Raw genomic sequence first — 12,471 nt, 5'->3', positions numbered from 1 at the left:
TCGAACATTTTGCAAGGCCGACTTTTTAAGCGTGGATTAGCTACAGATCGGATTAGCATCAAATATCAAATCGCAATTGGCATCTCCGACCAAGATGTAGTGTGTCGCGGACTTCGATTTTCGCACCGCATCGCCCACCTTCTGTCAAACCCAGAGGACGCACAAATCAGCGAATCTCGCCCAAACTTACCGTTAATTTCATCCAACACTTTCATCAATTTGGCCGATTTATCTTGCCCTTCAATGTTCGCAAACAGGTCATGCTGATAACTCGCCTTCTCGGTAAGCCCTGTCAACATAACCCCCGCCTTTTTGTACACAAAACCGGGCTTGAATAAATGCTTGATTACTTGCACCGCAAGGTCGGAGATCAGCCGAGTGTCGTCAGTGGGAACACCCAACGACACATGATGGTTGGCGCTGTATTGAGCCGCCTTCGGGTCGAACGGGTTAGTGCGCAGGAACACATACAAACCACCCGCCAGCGATTGCTGCGCTCGTAGTTTTTGTGCAGCGCGTTCTACATAAGCAGATATGGCTTCGCAAAGATCTACCACTTCAGTTACTGGCTGCCCAAAGCTTTTCGAGCTCATTATTTGTTGCTTGTCGGGCGCCACATCTTCCAGTTCCAAACAAGGCACACCACGAAGTTCCTGGCAGGTGCGCTCAAGCACCACATTGAAGTGTTTGCGAATTTCTGCTGGCTTTGCGTTGCGAAGATCGAGTACGCTATGAATGCCCATGTCATTCAAACGAATAGCCACACGGCGCCCTACTCCCCACACCTCGCCCACATCAATTTCCGCCATTATTCTTACCCGTTCTGCTCTAGGTATTGCATGAAGATCGCACACCCCATTGAACTGCGGCATTTTCTTGGCCATGTGGTTGGCAAGCTTGGCCAGGGTTTTGGTGGGCCCTATGCCCACGCACACTGGCAAGCCCAACCACTGGCGCATGCGCTCTCGAATTTGCTGCCCCATTTCAGTGGCCGTTGGGTAAAGTTTCAACACCGATTCAATCTGCAGAAAGCTTTCATCCACGCTGTACACCTCCAGGTTTGGGGTGAAGGTGGAAAGCACTTCCACCGCACGTTGGCTCATGTCGCCATACAAGGTGTAGTTGGATGAATAAGCCAGAATGCCGTGCTGCTTGGCCAGGTCTTTTAGCTTGTGCCAAGGCTCGCCCATTTTCACGCCAAGGGTTTTAGCCTCAGCACTGCGGGCCACTGCACAACCATCGTTATTCGACAGCACCACCATGGGCACGCCTTCCAGCTTAGGGTTAAATACCCGCTCGCACGACACATAAAAATTATTCACATCAACCAGTGCAAAAACTGGCTGGGTTTTCGTTTCCTTAGCTTTGGTTTCCATAGCGGCGCACTACCCCCACAACCACACCCCAAATTTCAAGCTCGCTGCCCTCTTTAAACACAATGGGCTGGTAGGCCGGGTTCTCGGGTCGCAACTCTACTTTCACAGCATTTTTATAAAGCCGCTTAATGGTGTATTCACCATTCACCACTGCCACCACAATGTCTTTGCTTTTGGCGTTGAGGGATCGATCAACAATCACCTTGTCGCCTTCCACAATGCCAGCGTTCATCATTGAATCGCCCTTCACCGTGAACATGAAGGAGGCCGGCTTGTTGCGAACCAGGTATTCGTTCAAATCCAGACCATCCTCTGCGTAGTCAGCAGCAGGCGATGGAAACCCCGCTGATAGGCAATGAGCCGCGGGGAGGTTTAGCACCGATTGAAACTCGCTCTTTCGGTTCAATACACGCTTGGTGTAAGGCTTCAAACGCCAAATCGCCCTTTATCCAGCAATACCTTTCATCGTCAGGTACTCCAACCTTTTCAATGCAATGAGCATCAGAACCATGAAGGCATGGTTTTAGTCCGCCGTACTCACGCTCCAGTTCTGCGACCGGAGCAACGCCATCACCGCTCCAAAACTTTACTTGATTGGGGTTCGAGCTAAATACCAAGTGAGCGGACCGCTCTATTTGTTTTCTCAACGCCGCAAAAGAACCATCAGGATCTCGTAGTCCTGCTGTCCCATCCTTCTCTCCCCCGGCAACTGCTAGAAGCATGTTTTGTCTAGCCCAGTCGCTTTGCGTAATTTTATTCATAAGCTGATCAAAACTTACTTTGAACTGGTTTGCGCCAGCCGATCTTGCTACTTCATCATCAATAATTGACGAATCATGGGCCTTTCCGAGAAGAATCAGGTCTTCTCTTCGGCAACGATAAGTTTCGCCCTTGTAATTGAACTCCAACCCCTCAAGAAAGCGATGGATTCGGGAGACATGATCACAATCTTTAGGAGAAAAGAGTAAGTGAAGATTTACAGGTGATGCCTTTTTTGTTTCGATACCAAATCGCAATTCGACATTCGGAAAAATTAGCCCTACATCTGGCAAACGACCAGAGCGTTTAGCCGCCAAAACCTGCTCGTAACCCTCCACACCGAAATAATCGGTAACTCCCAGAGCACGGATTCTGGGCTCTGAGTTTTCAACTCGGGCTATGAACTCCTCCATTGGATCAGCACCCTTGTACTGATCGTTTAGGACTGTTCCTGGTGCATGAATATGTGGATACCAGCGATTCCACAAAGAGCCCATCGGATCAAAATTAGATGGGGTGTATGGCATATTAATGAACCTTTATATGAATAGATTACGTAGAAAACATGGTGGCTCACGTATTCTTCAATGTAAACCAACCTCTCCAGCCTGCACCATCCCCATTTAGCTCCTTTGTTCTTCTTCAAAATAAAAAAACTGGAGAAATCTTTTTTGCTCAATCGATTCAACGACGGTAAGAACAAGAAATTATCTTAAAAGATCCCAACAGAGACGCTCGCTATCAACGTAACCCTTTTCCGAGAACACTTTCATCGGCAAAAGTATCGGCAACTTCAAAAAGGAAAACCCCTTAAACAGGGGCCTCTAGGCCAAAAAAGATCGGCAATCTCACAAAGATATGCCAGGGCTGGACTTGTGGAATCTAGGCTGCCTTAGGAATTCATCAAAATCTGCTTCGACCAAAGTAGCTCTTTCGTTATATGCCTTGATGCGATGATTCAATTCGGCGGTGGCATTTGGTAGCCCTCGTTTGGCTGCCCAATGACCTTTCTGCCCCAGTGGCATAGTTGGAATTTCGGGAGAACCGCGGCGCCTAGCGGACTTGGCATGCATGAATAGGTCTATTCCGGCCTCACGGGCCTTGACGTTCATCATTTCTGCCACCGCCGATCGAATCTTTTCAATTTCTAATCGGCCTGTTTTCCCATCGTCGAGCGCCCTTGTTTTTTTACCAAACCCGAATGGAGTCATTTCTCGTGTCGAAAATAAAATGTGTGTGTGCCAGTTTTCATTATGAAAAAATCCGGGGGCTGATTGCATAGGTACAGCATGCTGATCATTGAGTTTTAAAAGATCTTCCACCGAAAAAATCTTTGGCTCGTGGATATCGGCTTGAACAACAACCTGATATCGCCCCACCAAAAAGTGAGCAATATCAGCAACTAGCAAAGCCCTTTCTTCATAATTAAATTCGGCTGGAAGACTGATCATCAGCTCACGAGCCAAGCGAGAATTTTTTCTAGTATCGGCCGCAGCAGCGGCGTTCCAAACTTTTTCAGGATACAGAGACCACTCAGGGGAACCCTCTGGGGCTGTAATGTAAGAAAAACACACATCCTTTCGATGTGAGTAATCGTGAGTTTTCCCAGTTTCCTGATCAGTAATTCTTTGCCCAGAGCGATATGCCGAGCGCTGAATAATCGACGCCCCATCACTTCGAGAAATAATGTTTACTTGGCACTTAAAGTTTTTCATATGAACCTTCCAATAGGTGGTTTGCGTATCTGAAACGAGGTGAATTTACTTTTCTACGGTTGCACGCAAAGTAAAAAAGTTGCTGTAAAAATTAAGGCTCACGTTTTTCAAAATGCTCTCGTGCTTCGCCTGTAAATAAAGTTACCGCGCACTGCTTTTCGTGACCAGAAAATCTTTTACAAAAAAAGCACCGCATTTTAGATTTGATCCCATGAAGTTACAGAACAGGAAAATCAAATGAAAACAGCACAGCAAAGGCTCTTGGAAATTGAACGCAAGCAAATTCTTCTGATTAAAAAGGTTCGTGCCGAAGAGACCAGGAAGACACAGAAGGTGGGTGAGTACGTACGTGAGCACATGGCTCATGTGGAAGAAAACCCAGAATTTCTTGCCTGGTTGAAAACGGACATTGACAAGGCATTGTTCGGTGTCGCCATTGAAAAGAAGGACCGCACGCCACGGGGCGAAAAACCCGCCAAGACACCAAGGCCCACATTCCAGGCACCAAAGCAACCAGAGGTGAAGGTAGTAGAGGCCACCGCCACAAAGGCGCCTAGCGCTTTGCCAGAAGCGGTCCAGGCCAGAGTAGCGGCGCTGACTAAAAAACCCGAACCAAGCCCGCTTACTGGGCTAGCTGGTGATCGTTTGAGGAACAAGCTGAATGGACAAATCTAATGTGGTCAACATTAACTTATTGAAGCAAGCTGTTGTCGAGGCGAAAGGTCTTGACGCTTCAGAGACCCCTATTTCCTACGGTGAAGACGATTTTGTGGGATTCTTTGCCTGGGAGATCAGCAATTCGAGGTCGTTTGATTGGGCCAAACGCACCCTGACCGACATGGATCGGGACTTCATTTTTGGAGTTGGCTTGAAGGATAACGGGAGAGGCATAATCGACGCTGCCGCTAGCGATCTTATTGAAGTGATGGAAGCTGAATCTTTTGATGAGCTGGCTGATCTTCGTGACGCAAGGGGCTACGAGCTACATGGCCTGACCAAATTCGGTGATGAAGATTTCGTTTTTGATCCAGCGTGCCATCAAATGGCAGCAATCGTTTTGTACAGGAAGCAAATTTAATCAATCGGCTCGCATCCTACGCCTACCTGTATAAGTTGCAGGTGGGCCATCACATGACTCCACGTCCCCTCACATGACCGGCAGAACACCACAATGGTCGCCAGCATGATCTCTTCCTCAGATGAATCCTGAATGCCACTCAGTGACCGGGAGAGGTCTAGGCTTGAACAAAAAGGGCACATGCCTGAATTGTGAAATAGCCTTTCTTTCAAAATTTGAAAGGCGTCTTGCGGAAGATCAGGGTCGAATTTCATATTACGATTTATAAATATTCCACTGTAGGATTTATTGATTAAGCGGCCTTTTTCTCAACATGAAGAGGTCTAATCAATTTAAGCAAGCGACCTGCCTCAAAAAATAGCACCCTAATTTCCTCATTTGTAACCCCTTGCTGCTCACCCAATTTTTGGACCTCATTGCAGGCGGCTAGCTGATTCAAAAAGGCCACTAGCTCAACACGTGAGCTACCCACCACCGCCAAACCAGTACTCGTTCTTTCAATCACTTTGATCGCGTCAACGCTCATACTAGACCTCTTCCGGTTGTTACTTAGTGGGCTTCACAGCATCACCTTTGCGCTGCCTGGTGTAATGCTCGGTCATACTCAACGCAGCATGGCCAAGCTGTCTTTGTGCCTGGCGAATGTCCCCAGTGGCCTCAGTGGTATCAGTCGCGGCTTTGGCCCTCAAATCGCGGAACTGGAACCCTTTAATATCAACCTTAGCTGCTGCCCTGGCCTTTGTGAAGCGACCTTTCAACGCCCCTTCAGTAAGCTTGCTACCGGTTTCGGTAACCAAAAGATACTGGTGGATCACGTTTTTGACCCGCCGGTACCCTCAGGGCCGCTTTTAAAGGTGCGGCGATTGTTGTATCAAGGCCTTCTACCTCTTCTCGATGTATATAGGTGTTACCGGCTACAACCTTCAACTCTGGCTCCAACTCTAGCTATGAACTATAGATTTTTTACTTCTTGCATTCGCTCAACAGGATACTGACACAGAAAGGATCTCGTTTTATCCTAATGGCTCTTGGCGAAGTATCAAGCCGCAGAATAGCCAGCTCACCGGCGTAGACGCACAGGACAAGTCAACAAGGCAGATGAAGGCGCTAACACCGCGCAACCTTCGTCCAAAATAGACTTAAGAATAGAAGAGTATGAAAATGCCGACGCTATTAACTATTTGGAAAATATCTTATGCAATCGAAATTCTCAAGCTTCACAATACAAAAATCATGTGGGACGAAAATTGAAGTTACCGAAAGACGAGCTGAGCATTTACAAGCCCATCCAGAACTTGCTGGCATGCTCCCGCAAGTTCTTCTCAAGCTTGATGTTCAAAACAAACCGTTTTTGGAAATAGAGGTAGAAATGGGCAAGGCAGTAGGATTCCAGAATAGGGTTCCTACTGAATTGACATTACCAACGGAACAGATGACCTTTGCTCATAGAATGGGCCGCCACGGTCCTAGCCATGTTGTCGAGGACACCACTACGAGGGAGCTCACCAGCATCGTAACGGTCATTCTTAAGCGAGTTAATCCAAAACATTTTCATTTCATCACCGCGTGGGTGGGTACGCTTGCTAAAAAGGAGCCATGGGATCCCTCAGTGACAACCTCCGAGGATCGAAAAGTGAGTCTGGATTATTGGTGTAAGAATGCCTTGATTCACGATCCGAATGTTATGGGACCCGTGTATCAGAGTACATGGAAAGAAGAACTTCTAAAACTGAATATAAATACCTGAATCGCTCCGCTTTCCCTTTGCATTTTTTATCTGCCCAATACGTGCAAGTAGAAATGCACGACATTCGACTTGGCTGATTTTCGGCCAAAGCGGAGTTTCAAATATTCCCGAAAAAAAACTACCCTCGACCCATTTCTGACAGTCAATTGAACTGTGCAAGCGTCAGCGTCGCAGCGGGAGATTCCATTCGATACCATCTAATATTCACTGTGATATAAACCAAAGCATACACCCCCAATAAATGGGTCATAGCAGGAATAAACTCTATTGCTGCGTAAGCCAACCAGTAGCACTCACCACATCGGCGACTAATTCGGTTGTAAGCCCCCAGCAAACCCGTCTTGATTAGTTGGCGGGTTTCCAGTTGTGCGGCAGCAGTTCGTTGATCTTGCTGTACGGCTGCGTCGGTAGTCGATCCATCACATCCGTCAGGTATTCCAACGGGTTCAACCCATTAAGTTTGGCCGATTGAACCAGACTCATAATGGCTGCGTTGCGTTGGCCCGAGCGCAAGCTTCCGGCAAACAGCCAGTTCTTTCGACCCACTGCGATGGGGCGAATTTGATTCTCCACCCAGTTGTTATCAATGGGCGTGTGTGGATCGTCAAGGAATGTGGTGAGTGCATCCCAGCGCTTCAAGCTGTAATCAATCGCTTTCATCGTGCTCGACCCGTCGGGCACCTTGATCTTGTGGTCCAGCAACCATTGTCGAAGCTTGTCCATCAGCGGTTCTATTTCAGTTTGCCGTCGATGTCGTCGTTCATCGGGTTGGATGTCTTGCAACTGCGCCTCAACCGCATAGATGGCGTTGAACTGTTCCAGCGCAGCTTGGGCTATGTGGCTTTTGTTTGCGGCAAACAGCTCAAAGAACTTGCGCCGTGCGTGCGCCATGCAGGCAGCTTCCGTAATCTGGTTGTCTTTGATCAGGGCTTTGTAGCCTTGGTAATCATCACAAATCAGGGTGCCGCTCCAGCCTTCTAAGAAGGCCTTGGCATGTTGCCCACTTCGGCCTTCAGCGAAGTCAAACACCACTGCTTTAATGTCGGCGTGTTGCGTGGTGGCGTAGGCCCACAGGTAAGCTTTCTTGCTGACTGAGCCTGTCTTGAGAGCTTGTTTAGCGCACAACATGGTGATCGGTGTTTCGTCCGCATGCAGCACGCCTTGCTGCAGGATTTGTGTGCGCAGCGCATCGACCAAAGGTTGCAAGGCTGCACCACACTGACCCACCCACGAGCCCATGGTGCTGGCTGATAATTTGTAGCCTGTGCGCTCAAATATTTGTTCTTGCCGGTACAGCGGCAGGTGATCAGCAAATTTATTCACCAGCACTTGGGCCAACAAATTGGTGGTGGCCATGCCCTTGTCAATTACATGCGCTGGCACTGGTGCTTGAATCAGGGTTTCACATTCATCGCACACCCACTTGCCACGAATGTGGCGCTCTACGCTGAAGGTGCCAGGCTGATAGTCCAGCTTCTCAGCCACATCCTCACCAATGCGCTTTAGCTGGCAGCCGCATTTACACAGGGTTGAATCGGGCTCATGGCGAATCTCGGTGCGAGGCAGCTCAGGCGGCAGGGGTTTGCGTTTGGGCTGAAGGGCCTTGGTCACAATCACCTTGTCCTGCTCAGGCAGCTTGTCCAGTTCTTCCTGCTCGATCTGGGCAGTGTCGCCGTCCAGCGTTTCATCAAACAGGTGGCGTTGTTCAGCAGTCAGCGATTCGGCTTTTTTACTGAATCGCAGCCGCTTGTGCAATGCCAACTCGAGCGTGATCTTGGAGATGACCGCGTCTTTGTACTTCACCACCACCTGAAGTTCAGCGTTCACAGCCTGAAGATTGGTATTGGCAGCTAACAGTTGGGTGTTGCTGCTTTGAAGCTCACTGGTCTGAACCTGCAAGGCCGAGTTGGCTTTGATTTGCCCCAGCAGCAATGCACGCAGTTGATCTGCATCCATCTTGGCAATCTGTTCTGGTGTGGGCACTGTCATCATGAGCGACATGTTGCCACAAGCCGCCAATGCGTACTATTGGCAATCTTGCCAATTGACGCTGTTATCAATTCATACTCACAGGCATTTGATACTGGAATATTCGGCAAGCCGCTGCCAAGGTAGCCCCACAATCAGTGCGTTGAATTGTTCGGTGGACAGCGTGACCGATGAGCCCAAATCAGCACCCTTGCCCCAATTAAAACTACCTTTGTGCAGCCTGCGGCTGCACAACCAAACACCAAAGCCGTCGTGAACAATCACCTTCATTCGATTGGCGCCCCGGTTGGCAAACAGATAAGCGTGGTGCGCCTGCGCTGCACCAAATACGGCGATGATCTGGTTCATCAGGGTGTCCATGCCAGAACGCATGTCGCACGGTGCGGTGCTCATCCAGATGGAATCGACTCGGATCAACGCAGCACCTCGCGCAGTACTTGGCCAAGCTCAACCATTTGCGATGGATCGACTTTGAATGCAATGCGCAACTCACCATGATCAATGTTGACTTCGACGCGTTGGCAATTACTCGCTGGCGTTTGAATATGACGATCGATGCCAGCTTCAATTCGAACAGGTACGAAGGTTGGTGGGGTGACTAATGCACCAGATTCTTTGACCCACCGGCGAAGCAGATTCGGGTTCACGCCATGCGCCACGGCCACGCCAGAAACTGACGCGCCAGGCTCAAGCGCGAGTTTGACCAACTGTGATTTGAATTCGGGTGCGCGATACACACGTGCGGGGCGTTTCGGGATAGTTTGAAGTGCACTCATGGTGTCCACCAAGAAATGAAGTGGACACTATGGTCGCTGTTCAGGCCCAGGCATTTCAAGATGGGTTTGCTGGGGGCTTACATTCGGTTAAGCTTTAAAAGCATGTGAAATGATGGGGGTGAAGTTTGGCAGATAAGAAAAATGTATTTATTAGCCATGTCCACAAGGACGATCATGGACTCCAGAAGCTCAAGGACTTGTTGGCGCTGAAAGGGGTGGAAGTCCGAGATTCCTCCATCCACACAGGAAAGTTCAACAATGCCACTGATGAGCACTACATCAAGACGCAGATCCTTGCGCCTGCCATCAATTGGGCTGGGGTGTTCATTTGTTACGTCTCCCCCCAAACAAAGAACAGTGATTGGGTTAACTGGGAAATCGAATATGCAGCCAAACAGGGTAAGCGCATTGTTGGTGTTTGGGAGCATGGCGAAAAAGAATGCGATCTGCCGGATGCGCTAAAAGAACATGCGGATGCCTTGGTTGGTTGGAACGGTGATTCAATCATTGACGCAATCAACGGGAAGGATTCATGGGAAAAACCTGACGGTGGTGCCTGTGACCCGGTTCCACTCAAGCGGCATCCCTGCTGATGACACGCATTCACTCCTATGTCGTGCGGTACGACAGTGGTTTTGCGCCAAACCCTTTCTACAGCTACTGCACGCTCGCGACATGTAAACCGCCCATCCGCAAAAGCGCAGAAATTGGTGATTGGGTGGTCGGTAGCGGAAGCAGCGGTCGAGGTGTCCGACGCGGTGGTTTTCTTGTGTACGCGATGCGGGTCACCGAGATACTAACGTTCGACGAATACGGCCGAGATCCGCGGTTTGAATCCAAGAAGCCATACCGTAACGGCAGTCGTAAACAAAGTTGTGGGGACAACATTTATTTTAGAACTGGAGAAGGTGAGGCCTGGCAACAACGCGACTCTTTCCACTCCCGCCCTGATGGCTCGTTGAACCCTGACCACGTCGCGCGAGATACAGGTACAAACAGGGTTCTTATCAGCAACGATTTCGTATATTTTGGAGGTCAGGGACCAAAGCTCCCTGGTGAGCTGCGTGATCGGCGAGGCCGGCATATTTGTAAAGCTGGAATAGGCCTCACTACCTTTGACGATGCGAGATTGCTCACTGATTTTGTGTATTGGATACGCGGCTTGGGCGTGAGCGGCTACCAAGGCGCCCCCTTTGAATGGCTGACTCTTCGCAGGTGATCGATGAAAAAGGAAGGCTCCCTCTTGCTTTCGGATTACGCTGCAGAAATTGCAGCCACGGACGTCCTCAGTCCGAGCGACTTCAATCCGGTCCTCCAGGGACTGTACGGAGAAGTTGGCGGAATAATGACCACGGTTAAAAAGCATGTTCGAGATAAATCGGCATACCCTGGCTTTAAGAAAGCTGCGGAAGAAGAATTTGGCGATACCCTTTGGTACCTGGCTGCGATCTGCAGGCGCTTAAATGTTCCTCTTGATGAGATCTTCGCGGAAGCGGCAAATCACGGAAATTTTAAAAATGTTGGTGCTGCAAGTGATATCGCTGAAGGTGCGATGGCATACATCGCAGTGCCTATTGCTGCCCCTGCATCGCTAGATACTACCCTTGTACATTTGGGTCAATCAGCCGCAGCGCTTTTGGGAAGCACCCCTGCGCGTACTGAATTGGTCGTGTTCGCACGGGCTTACTTGGATGCAATCCATGCAGCCGAGCTAGCATTTTCGGAAGTGGCTCGCTCCAACCTTCGGAAAGCGCGCGGTGCGTTTTTGGAGCCTCAAGCAGATGATCTGGCTGACCTCGATTTCGACAGTAAATTTGGAATCGAGGAACAACTGCCCAGAGAATTCAGAATTCGCATAAACCAACGAGGCAGTGGCAAAAGCTATCTCCAATGGAATGGCGTGTTCATTGGAGACCCTTTGACCGACAACATTGCCGATCGCGATGGCTACCGGTTCCACGACGTCTTCCATTTCGCTAACGCGGCTATCCTGCATTGGTCGCCCGTGATGCGGGCATTGATTAGACACAAGCGAAAGAGCAATCCGAAGTTCGATGAAGAGCAGGATAGCGGCCGAGCCATCGTTGTGGAGGAAGGGGTTGCCGCCTGGATTTTTTCAAGAGCCAAAGAGCTTAATTTCTTCGAAAATCAGGAGAAGGTCTCACTCGGAATTCTCAAAACTGTCGGCGAGTTCGTGAGTGGTTACGAAGTGGAGAAATGCCCACTGAAGCTCTGGGAAAAAGCTATCTTGGAAGGCTATGCTGTCTTCCGGCAGCTCAAGACAAACCAGGGCGGCTGGATCATTGGAAACCGAGAACAACGCACCATCAAATACATGTCACTTGAGTCTGAATAATGAAGATCCATCCATTCGTTGAGGCAGTCGCTTCGCTGCAATTCGAAGACTGCTTCAATCCGTATTCGGATCGGTGCGAAGTTCATGATCGGCGGGATGCGCCTCGGCGCCGCGCTGCTGCACTCTCCGCTATGTTGCGCCGTGCAACCGAAGAGCCGGTAGATGCAATCTGGATCGGAAGGGATCTCGGATATCGCGGAGGGCGCCGTACTGGTTTAGCCCTGACTGATGACGTTCACATGGGCCAGCATGCCAAGCGATGGAATCTCGATCTGATCGCGGAGCGGCCTACGATAGGACGCGCTATAGCCGAGCGAACTGCAGCGGTCATATGGGGCATGCTGGAACACATTGATGCTCGCATCTTCCTCTGGAACGTCTTTCCCCTTCACCCGCATGAATCCGGAGATCCGTTTACTAACCGGCAGCACAACGCGCAAGAAAGGCGAGCCGGCGAAGAATTGCTCCAGCAACTCATTGTCTTGCTGAAGCCCTCTCGTATCGTTGCCATAGGCAACGATGCTGCCGCTGCAGCTCATCGCATCACAGATGCTGTGCCGGTGATTTGCGTGAGGCACCCCAGCTACGGTGGACAGACACAATTTCAGTCGCAAATCTCGGAACTGTATGGGGACCCCATGAGTACCGGATCGTTGTTTGACGAAGTGCTCTGAC

Annotated in this window: 16 protein-coding genes; 7 read left to right on the top strand and 9 right to left on the bottom strand. The window is 49.8% G+C overall.

Translation table 11 applies throughout. The features are described 5' to 3' along the window. Window positions 1–65: 65 nt before the first annotated feature. From B4N58_RS15220 to B4N58_RS15205, 4 genes are all read right to left on the bottom strand, one after another. A complete protein-coding gene (locus B4N58_RS15220; RefSeq protein ID WP_291750592.1) occupies window positions 66–1,376 on the bottom strand; it encodes a Y-family DNA polymerase in 1,311 nt (436 codons plus the stop codon). After that, window positions 1,360–1,674, bottom strand: coding sequence for a LexA family protein (locus B4N58_RS15215; protein ID WP_291750591.1), 315 nt, complete (start codon window positions 1,672–1,674; stop codon window positions 1,360–1,362). The genes B4N58_RS15220 and B4N58_RS15215 overlap by 17 nt, the downstream gene beginning before the upstream one ends. A gap of 22 nt (window positions 1,675–1,696) precedes the next feature. Next, a complete protein-coding gene (locus B4N58_RS15210) occupies window positions 1,697–2,662 on the bottom strand; it encodes a hypothetical protein (RefSeq protein WP_291750590.1) in 966 nt (321 codons plus the stop codon). Between the two features lie 321 nt (window positions 2,663–2,983). Continuing rightward, entirely contained in the window at window positions 2,984–3,850 is an 867-nt protein-coding gene (locus tag B4N58_RS15205) for a MobA/MobL family protein (RefSeq protein ID WP_291750589.1), read from the bottom strand. 237 nt (window positions 3,851–4,087) lie between these two features. On the opposite strand from B4N58_RS15205, the gene B4N58_RS15200 reads away from it, so the two are divergent. Together B4N58_RS15200 and B4N58_RS15195 are read left to right on the top strand one after the other, a co-directional pair. Next, window positions 4,088–4,525: a hypothetical protein gene (locus B4N58_RS15200; RefSeq protein WP_291750588.1), complete on the top strand. Its 438-nt coding sequence runs from the start codon at window positions 4,088–4,090 to the stop codon at window positions 4,523–4,525. Then, on the top strand, window positions 4,512–4,928 hold the full coding sequence (locus tag B4N58_RS15195) for a hypothetical protein (protein ID WP_291750587.1): 417 nt from the start codon (window positions 4,512–4,514) through the stop codon (window positions 4,926–4,928). Before B4N58_RS15200 ends, B4N58_RS15195 begins: the two co-directional genes overlap by 14 nt. A gap of 292 nt (window positions 4,929–5,220) precedes the next feature. On the opposite strand, the gene B4N58_RS15190 is transcribed toward B4N58_RS15195, so the two are convergent. Then, the gene (locus B4N58_RS15190) at window positions 5,221–5,454 is read right to left on the bottom strand and encodes a hypothetical protein (protein WP_291750586.1); all 234 of its coding nucleotides are present in this window, start codon (window positions 5,452–5,454) and stop codon (window positions 5,221–5,223) included. Between the two features lie 19 nt (window positions 5,455–5,473). Then, entirely contained in the window at window positions 5,474–5,743 is a 270-nt protein-coding gene (locus B4N58_RS15185) for a tyrosine-type recombinase/integrase (RefSeq protein WP_291750585.1), read from the bottom strand. Window positions 5,744–6,123: 380 nt separating this feature from the next. Here B4N58_RS15185 and B4N58_RS15180 point away from each other — a divergent pair, with 380 nt between their 5' ends. Next, on the top strand, window positions 6,124–6,675 hold the full coding sequence (locus tag B4N58_RS15180) for a hypothetical protein (protein ID WP_291750584.1): 552 nt from the start codon (window positions 6,124–6,126) through the stop codon (window positions 6,673–6,675). A gap of 345 nt (window positions 6,676–7,020) precedes the next feature. On the opposite strand, the gene tnpC is transcribed toward B4N58_RS15180, so the two are convergent. The 3 genes from tnpC to B4N58_RS15165 form a co-directional block, all read right to left on the bottom strand. After that, window positions 7,021–8,631 carry an IS66 family transposase gene (gene tnpC, locus B4N58_RS15175; RefSeq protein WP_414673840.1) on the bottom strand — a complete coding sequence of 537 codons (1,611 nt, stop codon included), beginning with the start codon at window positions 8,629–8,631 and terminating at the stop codon, window positions 7,021–7,023. A 111-nt stretch (window positions 8,632–8,742) separates the two neighbouring features. Then, window positions 8,743–9,057, bottom strand: coding sequence for an IS66 family insertion sequence element accessory protein TnpB (tnpB, locus tag B4N58_RS15170; protein ID WP_291750582.1), 315 nt, complete (start codon window positions 9,055–9,057; stop codon window positions 8,743–8,745). 20 nt (window positions 9,058–9,077) lie between these two features. Further along, window positions 9,078–9,440: a transposase gene (locus B4N58_RS15165; protein WP_291750581.1), complete on the bottom strand. Its 363-nt coding sequence runs from the start codon at window positions 9,438–9,440 to the stop codon at window positions 9,078–9,080. Between the two features lie 125 nt (window positions 9,441–9,565). Here B4N58_RS15165 and B4N58_RS15160 point away from each other — a divergent pair, with 125 nt between their 5' ends. From B4N58_RS15160 to B4N58_RS15145, 4 genes are read left to right on the top strand one after another with little or no spacing between them, the layout of a single operon-like run. After that, entirely contained in the window at window positions 9,566–10,033 is a 468-nt protein-coding gene (locus B4N58_RS15160; RefSeq protein ID WP_291750580.1) for a TIR domain-containing protein, read from the top strand. Continuing rightward, the gene (locus tag B4N58_RS15155) at window positions 10,033–10,659 is read left to right on the top strand and encodes a hypothetical protein (RefSeq protein ID WP_291750579.1); all 627 of its coding nucleotides are present in this window, start codon (window positions 10,033–10,035) and stop codon (window positions 10,657–10,659) included. The genes B4N58_RS15160 and B4N58_RS15155 overlap by 1 nt, the downstream gene beginning before the upstream one ends. A gap of 3 nt (window positions 10,660–10,662) precedes the next feature. Further along, entirely contained in the window at window positions 10,663–11,796 is a 1,134-nt protein-coding gene (locus tag B4N58_RS15150) for a nucleoside triphosphate pyrophosphohydrolase family protein (protein ID WP_291750578.1), read from the top strand. Then, the gene (locus B4N58_RS15145; RefSeq protein ID WP_291750577.1) at window positions 11,796–12,470 is read left to right on the top strand and encodes a uracil-DNA glycosylase; all 675 of its coding nucleotides are present in this window, start codon (window positions 11,796–11,798) and stop codon (window positions 12,468–12,470) included. Before B4N58_RS15150 ends, B4N58_RS15145 begins: the two co-directional genes overlap by 1 nt. The last annotated feature ends 1 nt before the right edge of the window (window position 12,471 follow it).

Origin of the sequence: Limnobacter sp. UBA3528, from assembly GCF_002377005.1 — a bacterium.
Lineage (GTDB): Bacteria > Pseudomonadota > Gammaproteobacteria > Burkholderiales > Burkholderiaceae_B > Limnobacter.
This window is presented reverse-complemented; position numbering and strand designations above follow the sequence as displayed.